The organism is Tessaracoccus sp. MC1865 (assembly GCF_017815535.1).
Taxonomy (GTDB): Bacteria; Actinomycetota; Actinomycetes; order Propionibacteriales; family Propionibacteriaceae; genus Arachnia.
This window is the reverse complement of sequence record NZ_CP072596.1, coordinates 1,483,684-1,502,223: the sequence shown is the minus strand read 5'-3', so window position 1 is coordinate 1,502,223 and position 18,540 is coordinate 1,483,684. Positions and strand designations below refer to the sequence as shown.

Annotated in this window: 18 protein-coding genes and 1 tRNA gene; 5 read left to right on the top strand and 14 right to left on the bottom strand. The window is 68.6% G+C overall.

Annotation, left to right across the window (positions count from 1 at the left end; translation table 11 throughout):
* Positions 1–16 precede the first annotated feature (16 nt).
* From J7D54_RS06900 to J7D54_RS06890, 3 genes are all read right to left on the bottom strand, one after another.
* The gene (locus tag J7D54_RS06900; RefSeq protein WP_182764766.1) at positions 17–832 is read right to left on the bottom strand and encodes a helix-hairpin-helix domain-containing protein; all 816 of its coding nucleotides are present in this window, start codon (positions 830–832) and stop codon (positions 17–19) included.
* Positions 833–951: 119 nt separating this feature from the next.
* Positions 952–3,420 (bottom strand): leucine--tRNA ligase, encoded by a 2,469-nt coding sequence (gene leuS / locus J7D54_RS06895; RefSeq protein ID WP_182764767.1) that lies wholly within the window; start codon positions 3,418–3,420, stop codon positions 952–954.
* 54 nt (positions 3,421–3,474) lie between these two features.
* The gene (locus J7D54_RS06890; protein WP_182764768.1) at positions 3,475–4,398 is read right to left on the bottom strand and encodes a carbohydrate kinase; all 924 of its coding nucleotides are present in this window, start codon (positions 4,396–4,398) and stop codon (positions 3,475–3,477) included.
* 113 nt (positions 4,399–4,511) lie between these two features.
* Between J7D54_RS06890 and J7D54_RS06885 the strand changes: the two genes are divergently transcribed.
* Positions 4,512–5,411, top strand: coding sequence for a DUF4192 domain-containing protein (locus tag J7D54_RS06885; RefSeq protein ID WP_182764769.1), 900 nt, complete (start codon positions 4,512–4,514; stop codon positions 5,409–5,411).
* 28 nt (positions 5,412–5,439) lie between these two features.
* A complete protein-coding gene (locus J7D54_RS06880; RefSeq protein WP_182764770.1) occupies positions 5,440–6,078 on the top strand; it encodes a hypothetical protein in 639 nt (212 codons plus the stop codon).
* Here J7D54_RS06880 and J7D54_RS06875 read toward each other — a convergent pair.
* The 4 genes from J7D54_RS06875 to J7D54_RS06860 all read right to left on the bottom strand — a co-directional run bounded on the left by J7D54_RS06875 (position 6,053) and on the right by J7D54_RS06860 (position 9,979).
* A complete protein-coding gene (locus J7D54_RS06875; protein WP_182764771.1) occupies positions 6,053–6,982 on the bottom strand; it encodes a hypothetical protein in 930 nt (309 codons plus the stop codon). The two genes, J7D54_RS06880 and J7D54_RS06875, sit on opposite strands and share 26 nt — an antisense overlap.
* Positions 6,983–7,014: 32 nt before the next feature.
* Positions 7,015–8,265, bottom strand: coding sequence for a peptidoglycan-binding protein (locus J7D54_RS06870; RefSeq protein WP_182764772.1), 1,251 nt, complete (start codon positions 8,263–8,265; stop codon positions 7,015–7,017).
* Positions 8,266–8,429: 164 nt separating this feature from the next.
* Positions 8,430–9,287 carry a 3-methyladenine DNA glycosylase gene (locus tag J7D54_RS06865; RefSeq protein ID WP_209455234.1) on the bottom strand — a complete coding sequence of 286 codons (858 nt, stop codon included), beginning with the start codon at positions 9,285–9,287 and terminating at the stop codon, positions 8,430–8,432.
* Complete coding sequence (locus tag J7D54_RS06860; protein ID WP_182764774.1) at positions 9,284–9,979, bottom strand: M48 family metallopeptidase; 696 nt, start codon at positions 9,977–9,979, stop codon at positions 9,284–9,286. Before J7D54_RS06860 ends, J7D54_RS06865 begins: the two co-directional genes overlap by 4 nt.
* A 158-nt stretch (positions 9,980–10,137) precedes the next feature.
* Here J7D54_RS06860 and J7D54_RS06855 point away from each other — a divergent pair, with 158 nt between their 5' ends.
* From J7D54_RS06855 to J7D54_RS06845, 3 genes are read left to right on the top strand one after another with little or no spacing between them, the layout of a single operon-like run.
* Positions 10,138–11,382, top strand: coding sequence for an inorganic phosphate transporter (locus tag J7D54_RS06855; protein ID WP_209455233.1), 1,245 nt, complete (start codon positions 10,138–10,140; stop codon positions 11,380–11,382).
* Complete coding sequence (locus J7D54_RS06850) at positions 11,379–11,669, top strand: hypothetical protein (RefSeq protein ID WP_182764776.1); 291 nt, start codon at positions 11,379–11,381, stop codon at positions 11,667–11,669. Before J7D54_RS06855 ends, J7D54_RS06850 begins: the two co-directional genes overlap by 4 nt.
* A 53-nt stretch (positions 11,670–11,722) precedes the next feature.
* Positions 11,723–12,628 (top strand): SDR family oxidoreductase, encoded by a 906-nt coding sequence (locus J7D54_RS06845; protein ID WP_245244186.1) that lies wholly within the window; start codon positions 11,723–11,725, stop codon positions 12,626–12,628.
* Here J7D54_RS06845 and J7D54_RS06840 read toward each other — a convergent pair.
* The 7 genes from J7D54_RS06840 to J7D54_RS14445 all read right to left on the bottom strand — a co-directional run bounded on the left by J7D54_RS06840 (position 12,625) and on the right by J7D54_RS14445 (position 18,462).
* The gene (locus tag J7D54_RS06840) at positions 12,625–13,113 is read right to left on the bottom strand and encodes a hypothetical protein (RefSeq protein ID WP_182764777.1); all 489 of its coding nucleotides are present in this window, start codon (positions 13,111–13,113) and stop codon (positions 12,625–12,627) included. The genes J7D54_RS06845 and J7D54_RS06840 overlap by 4 nt on opposite strands.
* Positions 13,110–13,487, bottom strand: a complete 378-nt coding sequence (gene trxA, locus J7D54_RS06835) for a thioredoxin (RefSeq protein WP_182764778.1) — start codon at positions 13,485–13,487, stop codon at positions 13,110–13,112. The genes J7D54_RS06840 and trxA overlap by 4 nt, the downstream gene beginning before the upstream one ends.
* Positions 13,488–13,677: 190 nt before the next feature.
* A tRNA-Ala gene (locus J7D54_RS06830) sits at positions 13,678–13,750 on the bottom strand.
* 173 nt (positions 13,751–13,923) lie between these two features.
* Positions 13,924–15,594 carry a hydroxymethylbilane synthase gene (gene hemC / locus J7D54_RS06825; RefSeq protein WP_182764779.1) on the bottom strand — a complete coding sequence of 557 codons (1,671 nt, stop codon included), beginning with the start codon at positions 15,592–15,594 and terminating at the stop codon, positions 13,924–13,926.
* A gap of 35 nt (positions 15,595–15,629) precedes the next feature.
* Positions 15,630–16,913: a glutamate-1-semialdehyde 2,1-aminomutase gene (gene hemL, locus J7D54_RS06820; RefSeq protein ID WP_182764780.1), complete on the bottom strand. Its 1,284-nt coding sequence runs from the start codon at positions 16,911–16,913 to the stop codon at positions 15,630–15,632.
* Positions 16,901–17,824, bottom strand: coding sequence for a porphobilinogen synthase (gene hemB / locus J7D54_RS06815; protein ID WP_370585879.1), 924 nt, complete (start codon positions 17,822–17,824; stop codon positions 16,901–16,903). The genes hemL and hemB overlap by 13 nt, the downstream gene beginning before the upstream one ends.
* Positions 17,825–17,862: 38 nt before the next feature.
* Positions 17,863–18,462 (bottom strand): uroporphyrinogen-III synthase, encoded by a 600-nt coding sequence (locus J7D54_RS14445; protein WP_371811091.1) that lies wholly within the window; start codon positions 18,460–18,462, stop codon positions 17,863–17,865.
* Positions 18,463–18,540: the final 78 nt, after the last annotated feature.

Here is an 18,540-nt window from a genome sequence, read left to right as displayed (position 1 = left end):
CGGCCCTTCCACACCGTCAGGAGCCGACGGTGACCAGCGGCTGGAGCTTCTGGAAGGTCTTCGGGCCGATGCCACTGATCTCCTGTAGCTCCTCCACGGCGGTGAAGGGCCCGTGCTCGTCACGCCAGCCGATGATTGCGCCGGCGGTCACGGGGCCAACTCCGGGAAGCGACTCGAGCTCACCAGCAGTGGCCGCGTTCAGGTCCACCACTCCCCCTGCCGCCGCACCGCCAGCGGCCCCCGCGTGCGGAGGCTCGGCGCCCACCAGGTCGCCCTTGGGTTTCCCGACGGTACCGATGACGATCTGCATTCCGTCGGACACCTGGGCTGCGAGGTTGAGTTCGGCCGGGTCTGCGTCGGCGGCCAGGCCGCCTGCCGCGAGGATGGCGTCCTGGACGATGGTGCCCTCCGGCAGTTCGACGACGCCTGGCTCAGCGACCGCGCCCGCAACGTGGACCCGCAGCATCTTCACCGGGGCGGGCGACGACGGTTCCACCGGGGCCGCGCTGACCGTGACGGGCGCAATGGGCACTTCCGTCGCCGCACTGCGGCCGAGTGCAGCGACGGCCACCCCCACGCCGCAGAGGAGGAGCACGGCGACGACCACCAGGTGCTTGACGGTCAACGTTGGCACCCGGCTGGTGGTGGCCGCCGGTGGCGGCCCGGCTGACGCGGGTGAGGTGGGCTCAGCCGGCAGCGGCCGCGACAGGAGGGGAGGCTCAGGCACCGGGGGTTCGTGGAGGGCACGCCGGGGCGCGCCCAGAGAGGGCCTGCCGGCGCTCACGTAGGCGAGCCGGGCGCGGGCCATCTCCTCCGCATCGGTGTGCTGCATACCTCCATGGTGGTCAGAGACAGGTTCGAATCACCACGGAATGGCCTCCCTGTGGACAAGTACTGCCAGAGGCCTCGAACCCCCTGACCCGGGCGCAGGTTCCGGGCCAGGGGTGGGAACTACTCGCCCGGGACGAGGCTCAGCATCTTGGGCAGACGGGCGATGACCTTGACGATCTCGCGGCCGGCCAGCGAGCGCTGGACAGCATCGTCGGCGAGGGCCACCGCGAGGGCGTCCTCCTCCGTGATGTCGGCCGGAACCTCGAGCTTGCCGCGCACCTTGCCCTGGATCTGGACCACCATCGTGACGGTGTCGTCGAGGGTGAGGGCAGGATCAGCCGTGGGCCAGGCGCTGTTGGCCACCGACGGTGGCTGGCCGAGCAGCTCCCACATCTCCTCCGCCACATACGGCGACACGACGCTCAGCGCCTGGGCGACGAATTCGACGGCCTCCCGCACTGCGGGATCACCGCCGCCGGCGCCGGAATCGATCGTCTTGCGGGTGGCGTTGACCAGCTCCATGGTGCGCGCGACAGCCACGTTGAAGCGCCCGCCGTCGAGCAGCTGGGTGATCTCCGTGATGGCCTTGTGGGTGGCCTTGCGCAGCTGCGGGTCACCCTGCGCGAAGTCGACGCCCGGCTGGGAGTCGACGTCTGCGGCCAGGCGGTAGGCGCGCTGGAGGAACTTCAGGCTGGATCCCGGGGAGACCTCGGCCCAGTCGATGTCGTCCTCCGGCGGGCCGGCGAAGATCATCGTGAGACGCACGGCGTCCACGCCGAACTCGTCGATCTGCTTACCCAGGTCGACGCCGTTGCCGAGCGACTTGCTCATCGCCCTGCCCTCGTTGATGACCTGGCCCTGGTTCAGCAGTCGCAGCATGGGCTCGTCGAACGAGACCAGCCCCATGTCGCGCAGCACCTTCGAAAAGAACCGCATGTACAGCAGGTGCAGGATGGCGTGCTCGACGCCGCCCACGTACTGCGCCACCGGCATCCACTTCGCCACGTCTTCAGGGTTGAAGGGGCCCTCGGTGTACCCGGGCGAGCAGTAGCGGAAGTAGTACCAGGACGAGTCGACGAACGTGTCCATCGTGTCGGTGTCGCGCTTGGCCGGGCCACCACACGTGGGGCACTCAGTGTTGACCCAGTCGGTGGCCGAGGCCAGCGGGGAAGTGCCCTTCGGTGCCAACGCGGAGCCGCGCAGATCCGGCAGCCGTACCGGCAACTGGTCGTCGGGCACGGGGACCTCGCCGCACTTCTCGCAGTGGACCACAGGGATGGGGCAGCCCCAGAAGCGCTGGCGCGACAGCAGCCAGTCGCGAAGCCGGAACTGCACGGTGCCGGTGCCCCTGCCCTCGGCCTCAAGCTGCTCCGTGATGCGGGCGACGCCGGAGGCCTTGTCCGTGAGACCGTTCAGGACCCCCGAGTTGAGGTAGGCACCGTCGCCGACGGTGGCGATGCCGGTCTCTTCAGGGTTGGTGCCGTCGACATCGAGCACGGTGCGCACCGGCAGACCGAACTTGCGCGCGAAATCGAGGTCGCGCTGGTCGTGGGCCGGCACGGCCATGATCGCGCCGGTGCCGTAATCGGCCAGCACGTAATCTGCGGCCCAGATCGGCACCTGCTCGCCGTTGACGGGGTTGGTGGCGTGGACGCCGAGCCACACGCCGGTCTTCTCGTTCTCCGTGGACTGGCGCTGGATCTCCGTGGTCCGCTTCACCTGCTCGACGTACGCCTCGAACGCGGGGCGCTGCTCGTCGGTCACCAGCTCTGCGGCGAGCTCGCCGTCGGGGGCCACCACCATGAACGTCGCGCCGAACAGCGTGTCCGGACGCGTCGTGAACACGGTGATGGGCTTCTCACGACCCTCGACGGTGAAGTCGACGTGCGCGCCCTCGGAGCGGCCGATCCAGTTGCGCTGCATGGCCAGCACGTGGTCCGGCCAGCCGTCCTCGAGCAGCGACATGTCGTCGAGGAGTTCCTGGGCGTATTCCGTGGTCTTGAAGTACCACTGGTTGAGCTTGCGCTTGGTGACCTCGGACTTGCAGCGCTCGCAGCGGCCGTCGATGACCTGCTCGTTGGCCAGCACCGTCTGGTCCTGCGGGCACCAGTTGACGAAGGAGTCCTTGCGGTAGGCGAGTCCCCGCTCGTAGAAGCGGTTGAACAGCCACTGCGTCCAGCGGTAATACTCCTCGTCCGAGGTGTGGAGGCGCCGTGACCAGTCGAGGCTCAGGCCGTAGCGCTTGAAGGAGCGCACCTGGGTCTCGATGTTGTTGTACGTCCAGGTGGCGGGGTGCGCATCTGCCTTGATGGCCGCGTTCTCCGCGGGCAGCCCGAACGAGTCCCAGCCGATGGGATGCATGACGTCGTAGCCGCGCAACCGCCAGTAGCGGGAGACGACATCGCCCATCGCATAAGCCTCGGCGTGGCCCATGTGGAGGTCTCCGGAGGGGTACGGGAACATGTCGAGGACGTAGCGACGTTCGCGGCTGCCGTCATCCAGCGGCCGGAAGGTCTCGTCCTCCTCCCAGAATGCCTGCCACTTCTCCTGGGCCTGCACCTTGTCGTACTGCACAGCCTCTTGGCTCACGACTCTCTCCTGATTGCACAACGAATTCCCGCGCCGAGACGGCGCGGAGACTCACTATATCGCCAGGAACGCGTCCACCTCGGCGGAGGTCGGGGGCTGCGCGCCCTTGCGGGTGCAGACGATCGCGGCGGCGGCGGTGCCCCTATCCAGCGCACCGGCCACGTCGTCGGGGTGGTGGGCGTAGGCGGAGAGGAACCCAGCCATGAAGGTGTCGCCCGCGCCCACGGTGTCGATGACGCCGACGGAGTGGCCCGGCACGCGTACCACTCTGCCGTCCGGCTTGACCGCGGCGGCCCCATCCGGGCCGAGCGTGACGATGAACATGGCCAGGTCGTGTTCCTCTGCCCAGGCTCCCGCGTAGGCCAGCGGATCCGAGTCGTCGTCGACCAACCAGGCGATGTCCTCGTCGCTGGCCTTGACGATGCCCCCGTTGCGCCCCACGGCCGTCATCAGGTCTGAAACCAGCCCGAAGTACTCGGCGCGGTCAGGCAGCGTGGAGGGGCGCACATTGATGTCGAAGCTGACGGCCGCCTCAGTGCCGCGCACGAAGTCGAGGACGTGCTTGGCCCCTGGGCCGATGACCGAGCCGATGGAGCCGAAGTGCAGCCAGTCCTGCGGAGCGACGGTGGGGAACTCGTCCCTGCGCCAGTTGAAGTTCGACGTCTGATCGAAGTGGAAGAAGTAGCTGGCCCTCCCCTCCACGTCGAGGGAAACCACGGCAACCGACGTCGCTTCATCGGTGGGGACCGCCAGGTCCAGTTGCACCCCTGCCGTCTCCAGGTGGCTGCGCAGTTGGCGGCCGAAGGAATCCGAACTCAGGCGACCCAGGAAGTGGACGTCCTCCCCCAGCTTGGCCAGTGCGGTGGCCGTGTTGAACGGGCCGCCCCCGGACCGGGCGATCCACCGGCTCTCGGCTGGGGAAAGCTGTTCTTCCGGCATCAGATCAATGAGGGCTTCGCCACACACCACAAAACGCATGACCGCAATCTACGCCACCGGCCACCGGGCCGTCGCGCCGACCTCAGCATTCGGTTATCCACAAGGAAGCGGGTCCGTGGTGATCCCGGACGCCCGCTGACAACAGTGATGGCATGCACACGCTTCCTGTCCTCCGCGGCACCACCCGTGCCGACCTGCTGGCCCTCCCATCGTTCATGTTCGGATTCCACCCCTCTGACTCCGTCGTCCTGCTCGGGATGCAGGGGAAGGTGGTGAGCTTCTCCTCACGCCTCGAGGCGAAATGGTTCCGCACCCACTTCGACCGGGTGGCGGACCAGATGCTGAACGTCACCTCCCACATCGACGGCGTCAGGTTCATCCTGCTCGGCTATTCGAAGGATCTGGACCTGGCCTGGGCCTCGGTCATGGAACTGGCGGACGTCCTCGGCGCCGAGCGGGTGGCAGAGGCGCTGGTGACCGACGGCTCGCACTACTGGTCCCTCACAGACGACGAGGGGCCGGTGGCCTACGACTTCGACGCCAGCCCTGTGGCCGCTCACGCCGTCTACAACGGCGTGAGCATCTACGCCTCGCGGGAGGAGGCTGTGGCGCCGGTCCAGGCGTGGGAGCCGCCCGCTCAGAGCGAGGTCGACCGGGCCCTTGCCGAGATCGCCGGACTCTCCGAAGCCGAGGGCCTGGCCCGTCTCGAGGCGCTGGCCGAAGCCGAGACCCCGTTGGAGGACGGGGACGGCCTGATGCTGGCCTGCCTGCTGGATGACGAGGACCGCTCCGCCGCCCTGACCACCCGGCTGAACACGTCCACGGCGGAGGTCATCTGGCACAACCTCCTCGCTGCCCGCCGCGTGACACCACGCTTCGCCCAGCCCACGGTGGTCGCTCTGCTGGGCATCGCCTCATGGTTGTCCGGGCACGGCGCGCAGGCCACAGCGTGCATCGAGCAGATGGCCACCCTCAACCCCACCCATCCCATCGGAATGCTCCTGGCGAGCGTCCACCAGCACGGCATCCCGCCCCAGAGATGGGACGAATAGGTTTCACCCGGGCAAGTACGCTGCCCTCATGAGCAACGCGCAGTGGCCCCCGCCGCCGGGCAACGGGAACAACTCACCGTGGGCGAGCCAGGACCCGTCCTGGCGCCCGACGCAGTTCCATGATGCACAGGGCAGGGACCCCCGGCAGCCGTTCGGGCAGCAGCCGCCGGCGCCGCCGTCGTACGAAGATCTCCAGCCTCCCAAGCGCCCCAGGTCGAGCCTCTTCATCGTGCTGGGCGTGGTGGTCGTGACCGCGGTCATCGTCGTGGGCATGCAGTTCCTGGGAGCGGCCTCCCCGGAGAGCGGGGCCAGCCCCTCTGCGGCCGCCACGGCTGAACCCAGCCCTGAGCGCACCGGCAACTTCATCCCATTCGAGGGCAACGGGGACGGCATCTTCGAGATCGTCGGCTACTCCTGGAACGGCGACCAACTGGACCTGCGCATCCGTGTCGAGGTGGAGCAGGGCGACTACGCCTTCGCCATCTTCGCGTTCACGAACGAGACCAGGCTGAGCTACGACCCCGTCGACATGCGGGCCTTCAGCGCACGGGAGGGCCAGCCCTATGAGGGCACGGTCACCTTCATCATGCCCAGAGCGGATTCCACCATCGTCCTCACCACGCCCTCCGGGCGGGTCGCCCTCAACGCTCTGCCGGTGAAGGGCTGAAATCAGACTGGGCGCGCAGGCGCTCCTCCACGGCATCGGGATGGTCCTTCGACAACAGCGCGACGCCGGAGACGGCGATGGCGCCGGTCACGATCATGCCCACCACAGGGCCGGCACCCATCCCGATGCCCTCGCCGAGCACCACCAGGCCGAACACGACGGCGACGAACGGGTCCACCGTCGTCATGGTGCCCACGGTGATCTCCGCCGGGCCGGAGGCGTAGCCCTGCTGGATCATCCAGGCGCCCAGGATGTAGCACAGCAGCATCATCGCGGCGGTGGCGAGGAACTGCCAGCTCCCGAAGCTCTGGTCGTGCTTCTGGATGAGGTTCATCGCGGCTTTCATGAAGCCCGAGGCCAGACCGTAGAAGATCGCGCCTACAGAAGACCACAGGATGGCCTTCGCCCAGGCAACTGCCCGGGTGGCGAAGAAGGACAGCGCCGCGCACAGCACGCAGACCACCACGAAGGACCACAGCATCGCCGGGAAGCTGAACTGCTTCTCCCCCGTCGCGTACTGCGACGAGAAGACGGTGAAGCCCACCACGCCCAGCACCGTCACCCCGACGGCGCCCCACAGCTTGGCGTTGATCTTGTGTTGGTGGATCTTCGAGGCGAGCAGTACCGACCAGGGGACGGCCAGGATGCCCACCGGCTGCACCACCGACACCGGGGCGAACGTCAGGGCCGTCAGGTGGATCGCGGCACCGGCGAAGACCAGGCCCAGGCCGATGACCCATTTCGGGACGGTGAAGAGTTTCAGCAGGCCTTTGAGGGACAACCGGTTGGAGGAGGTGACGGCATCTGCAGCGAACTGGCTCTTGACACCCAGGCTCTGCAGGATGGCACCGCTGGCGAACAGGAACGAGCCGCACACCTGCATGGCGATGGCCAGGTAAATCACGAGGGTCCCTTCGGTCGGGTCAGACCCTCAGATTATCCGACGTAGACGACCACCTTGTCGCCCTCCTTGGCCGCGTCGAACAGTGCCTCCACCGCGGCCCTGTCGCGCACGTTGACGCAGCCGTGGGAGGAGCCGTTGTAGCCGCGGGCGGCGAAGTCGCTGGAGTAGTGGACGGCCTGTCCCCCGCTGAAGAACAGCGCGAACGGCATCTTCGAGCCGTAGAGCTTGCTGACGTGGTTGCGCGACTTCCAGCCCACGGAGAACGTGCCCTCGCGCGTGGGCGTCAGTTCGGAGCCGAACCGCACGTCCATCGACAGCTTGACCTCACCGTCGACGACCCAGGCGAGCTTGCGCTGCGTCTTGGAGATGCAGATCACCCGGCCCTGCAGGCAGCGGTCGTCCAGGGTCAGCTTTGCCTCGACGGGGGCGGCCACCACATTGTTGAGCTGATCGACGGTGGGCTTGTGCGTCATCGAGGCCAGGCGGTCCAGCGTGCGCTGGTCGACCTCGCCGGTCACCGGGATCTCGCGCTTGGCCTGGAAGCCCGTGACGGCCTCGGCCGTCTTGGGCCCGTACTGGCCGTCGACGAGGCCGGAGTACCACTCGAGCTGCTTCAGGCGGGCCTGGAGGTCTTTCACCTGATCCCCGGTGCTGCCTGTCTTCAGGAGGGCCGGCCCCGGCTTCAGCACGTTGTGCATCTCATCTGCGGTGGGCATGCGCGTCATATCGACAAGTCGATCCCATGTCGCCTGGTCGACCTCTCCCGTGCCGGGGAGGCCGCGCTTGACCTGGAAGCCCTCCACGGCGAGCCGCGTCGCGTCGCCGTAGTCGCTGGTGATCTTCCCCGACATCCAGTTCAGCTGGAGGAGCCGGTGCTGCAGTTCCCGCACCTGTTCCGAGTCGTCTCCAGGCGCCAGCAGGGGCGGCACCGTCGGCACCACCTCCGGCGTCTCTGAGGTCTCAGGCTCGGCGGTGGGCTGAGGGACCTCGACGGACGGCTGGGGCTCGGCGCTCGGCGCGGTGGTCGGCTCAGCGGCCGGCTCATCGGCCGGCACGGACGGGACGACGCTCGGCCTCGCCGGGACGACGACCGGTTCGGCCGTCTGGGTCACGTCGGGCAGGACCACGGGCTCGTCGGCGACCGCGCCGGCTCCGGGATTGGCGACGGTGGGCGCCGGCCCGGCCTGGGGCGCGAGCGCTTCCGGCGCGCACGCGGCGGCGAGAAGGCTGAGGGCGGCGACGACGCCGACGGCGAAGCGCCGGGCACTGGGCACGGTGAACATGGTGAACCTCACAGGGGGAAGAGCGGTTCGTACGCGTGCATCGTATGACGCGGAGGGGCGGGACTCGGTGTGACACGCGAAGCGGCGGTGCATGGTGTGCTCCTGTCGGACGGGGGTTACTCATCCGTACTACGCCTCGGCGCGGCAGTCGGTTGCCCGGCACTTCAGGATTCGAGTGACCTGATCACCCGCAGGATCTCGTGTCGGAGGGGAACCGCCCGCTCCGCGAAGCCACGCTGCAGTGCTGCGTAGCGGGCCCGCCCCTCTGCCGTCTCGACAGGGATGGGCTCGTAGCCCCAGTCTGCGAGGTCGTAGGCGGAGGCCTGCATGTCCACCTCGCGGATGTCGCGCGCCAGGAGATAGGCCTCGAACAGCAGCTCGGAACCCACTGCGGGAGAGAGTTTGCCGGCCCAGCGGTAGAGGTCCATGTTCACGTGGAGGCAACCCGGTTGGTCCAGGTCAGGCTGCGTCTCACGCGTCGGTTGCAGCACGTTGAGCGGCCGGGCGGGCTCGGTGAAGAAGCGGAACGCGTCGAAATGCGTGCACCGGCAGCCCACCTCCTCCACGATCCGGGCCACCTCCGCCGGCTCGAAGCGCAGCTTCAGATAGGGGTGCCGCGTCTGGCCCTCCTGCAGCCTGTAGACCATCGCCCACTCGTGCATCCCGAAGCACCCGAACCGGGGGGCCTTGTCCGCCGCGGCAGCCAGGAGGCGGTGGGCCGTTTCGACCGTGCCGCCCCGCTTGGCCAGGAAGGACGCTGCGTCGAACACGGTCACCCGTCCCGTCGTCGCATAGAACTGACGCTCCGCGAAAGCCTCTCCCCCGGCCAGGCCGACGCCGGCACCCGGATGCCACTGCGCCAGGTGGCTGGGCCTCAGGTTGTAGTACTGGAACAGGAAGTCGTCGACGGGGTGCTTGAGGCCGCGTTCCCGCCGCCGCACCACCTCCGCCAGTTCCGCGGTGACGCGCCCGCGGTGGATTTCGGCGCGCTCCCGCCATTCAGCGGCCTCCAGCACCCTCACGGATGACCTTTCAAGGCCTTGCGTCGCTGACGCCATTCAGGCAGCAACCGGTCCATCCCGGCGACGAAGCGTGGGCCGTGGCCGCGTTCGATGAGGTGCATCAACTCGTGCACGACGACGTACTCCAGCGCGGTGGGGGGGTGCTCCGCGAGCGCGGTGTTGAAGGTGATGGCGGCCGTGCGGACGTTGCACGTGCCCCAGCGCGAGGTCATGCGCCGCAGCTTCACCGTGGCGTGCCGGCGTCCGACCTGCGGTTCCCAGAGTGCGAACAGGCCAGGCAGGGCGGCCCGGAGTTCGCGCCGGTAGAGGTTCTCCAGCCCTCGTCTGCGGGCGTCCTCATCCGGACCGGACAGCACGAGGACGCCGTCCTCCAACCGGGCGCCCGCCTTGGCCGACTCGCCAGTGCGCACCTCATGCCACCGGCCCCAGAGCCTGGCGCGCCCGCCATCGGTCAACGGTTCCTCCGGCGGGTGGGCGAGCCGGACCTGTTGCCTGGCCTTGAGCAGCCAACGCTCGTGGCTGCGCACGAACTCCGTGACCGTCTCCTCCGCCAACCCCAGTGGGACTGAAATCTTCACCACGCCGTCGGGAGGGACCACCCGCATCCGCAGGCTCTTGATGGGCTTGTACGTCACCTCAGCTGACACGCTGCCCACTTGGAGCAGCGAGGCGTGGGGACGTCGAGGAGTCATGCCCACATCGTAGGAGGGCGTCGGGACATTTCCTCGCACAGCACCCCGACACCCCTGTTGTCCACCGACATTTCCGCGAGACGCCACCGCGCTGGAGAGTGTGAGGATTATCCTGCCCCGATTGCGTGTTCAGGGCCATGAGGTTGCAGACTAGGGGTGTGTCCCCCGAACTCATCGTGCTAGCGCTTGTCGTTATCACCGCACTTGCCTTCGACTTCACGAACGGCTTCCACGACACCGGCAACGCGATGGCTACGTCGATCGCAACGAAGGCCCTCTCCCCCAAGGTTGCGGTTGCGTTGTCGGCAGTCCTCAACCTGGTCGGCGCCTTCCTGTCCGTGGAAGTCGCCCTGACCGTCACCAACGCCGTGGTCAACATCCAGGACTCCAGCGGCGCCCCACGCCCGGAGTTGATCGGTGACGGCGGCATGGCGCTGCTGACGATCATCCTGGCCGGCCTCGTGGGTGCCATCGTCTGGAACCTGCTCACCTGGCTGTTGGGCCTGCCGTCGAGCTCATCGCACGCGCTGTTCGGTGGGCTCATCGGTGCCACCATGGCCGGGCTCGGCGTGAGCGGCGTCAAGTGGGCCGGCGACGGCACGAAGCTCGACGGGGTGATCGGCAAGGTGGTGTTGCCCGCCCTGTTGTCGCCGGCCATCGCCATCGCCGTCGCCTCCGTGGGCACGTGGCTCGTGTACCGCATCACCCAGGGGGTCGCGGAGAAGTACCGCGAGAGTGGGTTCCGCTGGGGACAGATCGGTTCCGCGTCGCTCGTCTCCCTGGCGCACGGCACCAACGACGCGCAGAAGACCATGGGCGTCATCACGCTGGCACTGATCGCCACCGGCACCTGGACGGACCTCACGTCGGTGCCGCTGTGGGTCAAGGTGGCGTGTGCGCTGGCCATCGCGCTGGGCACCTACATCGGCGGATGGCGCATCATCCGGACGCTCGGCAAGGGCCTGGTCGAGATCAGCGCACCGCAGGGGATGGCCGCGGAGTCGTCATCCGCGGCGGTCATCCTGGCCTCCAGCCACCTGGGCTTCGCCCTGTCCACCACCCACGTCGCCACCGGCTCCATCCTCGGCTCCGGCCTCGGCAAGCGCGCGAAGGTCAACTGGTCGGTGGCCGGCCGGATGTTGATGGCCTGGGCGATCACCCTGCCCGCCGCCGGCATCGTCGGCGCCGCCATGTGGTTCGTCGGACACAGCCTGGGCGGCCTGTTCGGCGCCATCGTGATGTTCCTCGTTCTGGCGATCGCCTCAGGGTGGATGTACCTCCACTCGCAGAAGACCAGGGTCGACCACAGGAACGTCAACGACGAATGGGTCGAGGACGTCACCCAACGGCAACTGCCTGAGCAGCCCGCCAAGCCCCACCGCCGGGTCAGGAGCAAGGCATGAACAATCTCTGGCTTGCCCTTGAGGGCGCATCGCAGGTCCTGCTCGCGGGTCTCCTGCTCGGCGCCGGTCTCCCGGCCATCTTCTCCCTCGGCATCAGGGCCCTGTCCTACGGCGCCCACCAGAACGTCGACGACCACACTCCCCACCCGCTCGCCAAGGTGGCGGCGGGCCTCGCGTTCGGCATCGTCATCGTCGCCATCGTCCTGGGGATCAGCGTGATCGTGTCGCACGGCATGGGCTACCGCCTGAGCTTCGACAACATCTACCCGATGTTCGTCCCCAAGTAGATCCACCCCTGAGGGGGTTTGGCCCGGCAGCCGTGCGAACAAGACTGGAACGCATGACTGATCTGCACGCAATCACCAAGGCAGCTGAGGCAAAGACCATGGACGAGGGTGCATTCCCCGCCCAGAGCCAGACGCCCCCCGGGCTCACCACCGAGATGACGCCCCTCCCGGACCACGGCGAGGAAGGCTGGATCGGCCGTGACCGGTTGCATGGCCTGAAGGCCCTCATCACCGGCGGCGATTCGGGCATCGGGCGGGCCGTGGCCATCGCGTACGCCCGCGAAGGCGCCGACGTGGCGTTGAGCTATCTGCCCGAGGAGCAGTCCGATGCCGAGGACGTGAAGAAGCTGGTGGAGGACGCCGGCCGCACGTGCGTTCTGCTTCCGGGAGACATCACCGAAGAGGCGATCGCCCGCAAGGTGGTCGACGACGCCGCCCGCCAGCTGGGAGGGCTCAACATCCTGGTCAACAACGCAGGATTCCAGTGGGCCCGGCGCGACGGCGGTCTGGCAGACCTCAAGACGGAGGAAATGGACCGGACCTTCAAGACCAACCTCTACGCCCTGTTCTGGCTGTCCCAGCAGGCGCTGGGCTACCTCGACAAGGGCGACTGCATCATCAACGTGAGCTCCATCCAGGCCTACGACCCGTCAGTGGATCTCATCGACTACGCGGCCACCAAGGCCGCCATCAACAACTACACGGTCAACCTGGCGGCCGAACTCGGGCCCAAGGGGATCCGCGTGAACTCCGTGGCCCCGGGCCCGATCTGGACGCCGCTGCAGCCGGCCACCAAGAAGGCCGAGGAGATGCCGAAGTTCGGGCTCAACACTCCCCTGGGGCGTCCTGGTCAGCCCTCCGAGATGGCCGGCGCCTTCGTCTTCCTCGCCAGCCCGCTCGAGGCGTCCTACGTATCCGGGACCGTGCTGGGGGTCACGGGCGGCCGCCCCGTCTTCTAGGCCGGCAGCGGGCAGGTCCGCTCGCGGCGCACCCGGAGCACCAGTGCGACGGCGAGCATCAGCACCGAGGCCCCCGCCAGGAAGGGCTGCACCGGGGCGAAGTACTGCAGGGCCCCGGTGTAGCCCAGTGCGATGAGCACCAGCTTGTTGCAGACCGGACAGCCGACGGCGAAGAAGCTGACGAACGCCCCGGCTGCACCCAGCTTCCCGCCCCGTTCCGCGTCGGCCGCGTCCTTGCGCGCAACGTAGGTGGCCGCGACGAGTCCCGCGAGGACCGAGGTCACGATGAGCACGGGCCAGGCCCACGCCGTCGGCGGGATCTCGCGTCCGAAGACCGGGTTCGGGATGAGAGCGGTGGGGATTGCCACGACGAGCACGGTGGCCGCAGCGGTTGCCACCGCGAAGAACCACCGCCGAGCCGGCCAGGTGGCCAACTCGGCGGTGAAGGTTCGCGGCTCGCTCTGGAGCTGGACCGGGAGGGTCACTGGACCTCCGCGCCGCCCTTCTGCTTGGCGATCTCCGCCTGGACCTCGTCCATGTCGAGCGCCTCGACGGCCTCGATCAGTTCCTCGAGCGCGGCACCGGGCAGCGCACCGGCCTGGGAGAACACGATGACGTTGTCGCGGAAGGCCATGAGCGTGGGGATCGACATGATCTCGAAGCCCGCGGCGAGCTCGCGCTGCGCCTCGGTGTCCACCTTGCCGAAGACGATGTCGGGGTGCTTCTCCGAAGCCTCTTCGAAGATGGGGCCGAACTGACGGCAGGGGCCGCACCAGGCCGCCCAGAAGTCGAGGAGGACGATGCCGTTGCCGGCAATGGTCTGCTCGAGGTTTTCCTTGGTGATTTCAACGGTTGCCATGCCCTGATCGTATACCCCCACCGGTATGTGGAGCCAATCTGTCCGCTGACGACGAAAACCTGCCGGAGAACAGGGCCGGGCCGTCATCCCGCGCACCCCGCATCAGCCCGTCAGTTGCTACTCGAGCACCCAGACGTACCGCGCGAAACGGAAAACGGGCGTCTGGCCTAGCCAGACGCCCGTTCATTTGTGGAGCTAAGGAGATTCGAACTCCTGACCTCTTCCATGCCATGGAAGCGCGCTACCAACTGCGCCATAGCCCCAGTGTCACTCTCGCGACTGCCGCCCTGCGGCGACTCGGAAAACTTTAGCGCATGCTCCGAGAGAACTACAAATCGGGAGTTCGTTGTTCGGACGCCCCGGAATAATCGACGGGGAGGCCCGGTGTGCGGAACCATCTCGCGCACTCCGAGCCTCCCCCGTCGGCACGCAGGAACTAGCGGCGAGCCTTGTGGAGCTGACGGGCGAGATCAGCGATACCGAAGGTGTCCTTCGACTTGGCGACGGCGAAGACGTCGACGCCCTCCTCACGGACAGCCGCCGCAGTGGCCTCGTCCCAGGCCAGCACCCGCACGTCATCGCGGTGACCGAGCTTCTTGGCGTACACATGGGCCAGCGACGGCTGGCTCAGGAAGACCGCGTCCCACGCCCCGTCGTCCCAGCGGGTGCGCAGGGCCGGGTCGATCTCCTCGACGTCGGCCATGGTGTAGATCTCGCTGCGTTCGACGGTGTAGCCCTTCGCACGGAGCCCGGTCTCCAGCTTGGTGGAGAGCTGGTCCGCGCACAGGATGACGACGCGCTGCTCACCGTCGGCCGGCGGGAAGAGCTCGACGAGCTTCTGGGAGCTGGCGGTGCCTTCGGGGCTCAGATCAACCTGGCGCCCCGAATCCTCGACGGTGCGCTGGGTGGTGGAGCCCATCGTCGCGATCTTCGTGTGCGCCGGGATGTCCCAGCCGCGTTCGCGCAACGCCCACACCGTCTGCCCTGACGGGATGACGACCCAGTCGGCGTCGCCGATGATGTTGTCTGCCGAGAGCAGGCGTGCCTCCTGGAGCTGCACGCAGTCCACGCGCAACTCGTTCTCGCGCATGGCCTGGCTGATCCGCCCCTCCTGGCGGGGCAACAGCACCCTGACGCGATCGTCGTCCTCCGGGCTCTCGATGAAGGTGGAGTCGTCGGCGTGGTCAGCCGTCATCTTGACGGCCTCCAGCGCCTCGGCGGTGATGAACCGGTCTGCCCGGCGCGCCTTCAGGGCCTCAGCGACGTTGTGACCGGTGCGCTGCGCGTGGTACTCGGAGGTGGGCAACCCGATCTCCAGGACGGTGCGCTTGGTGCCGTCGATCGAGAAGATGCCCGCCTTCAGGCCGAGGATGCCGCGGCGGGTGGCCAGGGCTCCCACAGGGGCCAGGTAGGTGGTGTTGAGACCCGTCAGCACTGCGCGCTCGGCCTCGATGCAGATGCGGGTCTCGAGGTCGTCGAGTTCGCGTACCGCCTCCAGCGTCTCCTGGTCACTCCGGCGACACTCGAGCGACAGTGCCCCCTGACCGGGTGCGGTGAGGATGGGCAGGTATTCGGCCACCCGGTCCTCCACCTTGAGGGCATGAACCCCGGCGGCCGACACGACCACGGCGTCGAGGTCGCCGGGCTCGAGCCGGCGCAGGCGGTCCTGGAGGGTGCCGCCGACGTCGACGAACGTCAGGTCCGGGCGGAGGGCGCGCAACTGGGCGAGGCGCCGCAGCGACGTGATGCCGATGCGGGAGCGGCGCGGCAACGCAGCCAGCGGCATGCCCCTGAGCGAACACAGCGCATCGCGATGGTCGCCACGCTTCAGCACTGCGGCGAACGTGAGGTCCTCAGGGCGGTCGGACAGTGGGACGTCCTTGACGGAATGCACGACGACGTCGACCGCGCCGCTGCGCAGCGACGTGCGCAGTTCCTGGGCGAACACGCCGAGGGAGTAGCCCTCGGCCATGTGGATGGTGTCCACGTGTTCCGTGGCCACCCGTACGATGTCGACTTCATGGCCCTGCGCCCTGAGGAGCTCAGCAACCATCGCGGAGCGTGCCAGCGCCAATGCTGAACCACGCGTACCCAACCGAAGCTTCACGAAAGATCCTTCCGATGTGATTGCTGCTTAGCCTCTCATGAATCAGCGGCAGCCCGCGCCGCCAGCGGCAAGGCGTCCGTGATGCGGGCCATGGCCGCGTCGTCGTGGGCCGCCGAGAGGAACCAGGCCTCGAAAGCCGACGGCGGGAGCGCCACCCCGGCGTCCAACATGGCGTGGAAGAAGCGGGCGAAGGCCTGGGTGTCCTGGTCCTTGGCGTCCTCGTAGTTGGCAACGGCACCGTCTCGGAAGAAGACGGAGAACAGGCTGCCGGCCGCCTGGATGGTGTGCGGCACCGAGGCTGCGGTGAGCGCTTCCGTCACGGCCGCCTGCAGCTCCAGGGAGCGGCGGTCGACGTGGGCGTAGACGGCGTCGTCGGCCAGGCGCAGCGTGGCGAGGCCCGCCGCGGTGGCCAGCGGGTTCCCGGACAGGGTGCCCGCCTGGTAGACCGGCCCGACGGGGGCCAGGAACTGCATGACCTCAGAGCGACCGGCGAGCGCGGCCAGCGGCATGCCGCCACCAACGACCTTGCCGAACGTCACGATGTCCGGGGCGTAGCCGCCCTCGAGACCGAGCCAGCCGCCCGGCCCCACCCGGAAACCGGTCAGCACCTCGTCGACGATCAGCAGCGCACCGTGGCGGGCGGTGAGCTCGCGGAGGGCCGCGTTGAAGCCCGGAGCGGGCGGAACCACGCCCATGTTGGCGGGCGCGGCCTCCGTGATGACGGCCGCGATGCGCTCCCCCGCCTCGTCTAACACCCTGGCGAGCGCCTCGAGGTCGTTGTACTCGACCACGAGGGTGTCGCCTGCCGCCGCAGCCGTCACGCCGGCGGAACCAGGCAGGCCCTGGGTGGCGACGCCGGAGCCGGCAGCGGCGAGGAGGGCGTCGGAGTGCCCGTGGTAGCAGCCGGCGAACTTCACGATGACGTCGCGCCCGGTGGCGCCGCGCGCCAGCCGGATGGCCGTCATGGTGGCCTCGGTGCCGGTGGAGACGAAGCGCACCTGTTCCGCCACCGGGACGCGCGCGTGGATCGCCTCAGCCAGTTCCACCTCCGCCAACGTGGGCGCCCCGAAGGAGAGGCCACGGCCGGCCGCCTCCCTGACGGCCTCGATCACCTGCGGGTGGGCATGGCCGAGCAGCGCGGGCCCCCAGGAGCAGACGAGGTCCACGCATTCACGCCCGGCGACATCGACGACATGCGGGCCGCGAGCCTCGCGGATGAAGACCGGGTCACCGCCGACTGAGCCGAACGCCCGCACGGGCGACGACACGCCGCCCGGGATGATCTCCTTCGCCCGCGCAAACAGGTTCACTTCAGCCACGTCGCCAACTCCTCCGCCCAGTAGGTGAGCACGATATCTGCACCGGCCCGCGTGATCGCGGTCACTGATTCTGCCACTGCGGCGCGGCGGTCGATCCAGCCCTGCGCCGCGGCCGCCTCGATCATGGCGTACTCGCCGGACACCTGGTAGGCGGCCACAGGCACGTCCGACGCTGCGGCCACGTCGCTGAGCACGTCGAGGTAGTAGCCGGCGGGCTTCACCATCACGATGTCGGCGCCCTCGGCCAGGTCCAGCTCGGCCTCACGCAGCCCCTCGCGCCTGTTGGCCGGGTCCTGCTGGTAGGTGCGCCGGTCACCCTGCAGGGACGAGCCGACCGCCTCGCGGAAGGGACCGTAGAACGCCGAGGCGTACTTCGCGGCGTACGCAAGGATGGCGGTGTCCTGGAACCCCTGCCCGTCGAGGCCGGCCCGGATGTGTTCCACCTGGGCGTCCATCATCCCCGACGGCGACACCACGTGGGCCCCCGCCTCGGCCTGGGCGATGGCCATCGAGACGTAGGCCGCGAGCGTCGCGTCGTTGTCGACGGCGCCGTCCGCGGTCAGGAAACCGCAGTGCCCGTGGGAGGTGAACTCGTCGAGGCAGGTGTCGGCCACGATGACCGTGTCAGACCCGACGGCGTTGCGTACGGCCCGCAGCCCTCGCTGCAGGATGCCGTCCTCGGCCCAACCCTGCGAGCCCTGCTCATCCTTGGCCGCGTCCTCAGGCACGCCGAACAGCATCAGCCCGCCCACTCCGGCGGCGACGGCACTCTCCGCTGCACGCGCGATCTCGTCGATGCCGTGGCGACGCACGCCGGGCATCGAGGAGATCTGCCCGGGCACGTCCGAGACGAACATGGGCAGCACGAGCTGCGAGGGACGCACCTCGATCTCGCGCACGAGCCGGCGCATGGCCGCCGTGGTGCGGAGGCGGCGTGGTCGGAACTGGATCATCGATGTCCCTTCGGGAGGTTGGCTATGGCGTGGATGAGCCCTTCGGCGTCCTGGGTGCGGGCTTCAGCGGCCACTTCGACGCCCAGCTGGCGCAGCGCGGCGGCCGACGGCGGGCCGAAGGCCACCACCTGCAGACCCTGCGGCCAACCAAGGAGTTGATCGACGGCGCGGCCCATCGAGCCGGCGAGGATCACCACGACATCGAACAGGCAGCGTTCATACTCGCCCCGCAGGCTGCCAGGCACGTCATCGACGGGCTCCATGGTGTAGACCGCGAACTGGTCCACCGCGTAGCCCTTGCGTCTCAGTTCCTCCGCCAGCACCGTCGACGACAGCGCGGACCCGGGGATGACGACCAGTCCGCTGCCCGCGGGCCAGGCCTCACCGAGGGCCGCGGCGCTGGAAGCACCCTGCGGAACCAGATCCACGTCGATGCCGCGTTCGCGCGCCGCCCGCGCCGTCGCCGCACCCACGGCCGCCACGCGGGCCTGCTCGGGGATGGTCATCCCCAACTCGTCGAGCACCTCCAGCGTGGCGGGCGACGTCAGCGCCACCCAGTCGGCGTCGGTGAAGCTGCCCTCTGGGCGCAGTGTCACGCGGCGTTGGACGGGCTCGGCCACCACTTCGGCGCCCGCGGCGCGGAGGGCGCCCACCAGGTCTCCGGTGTCCGCGCG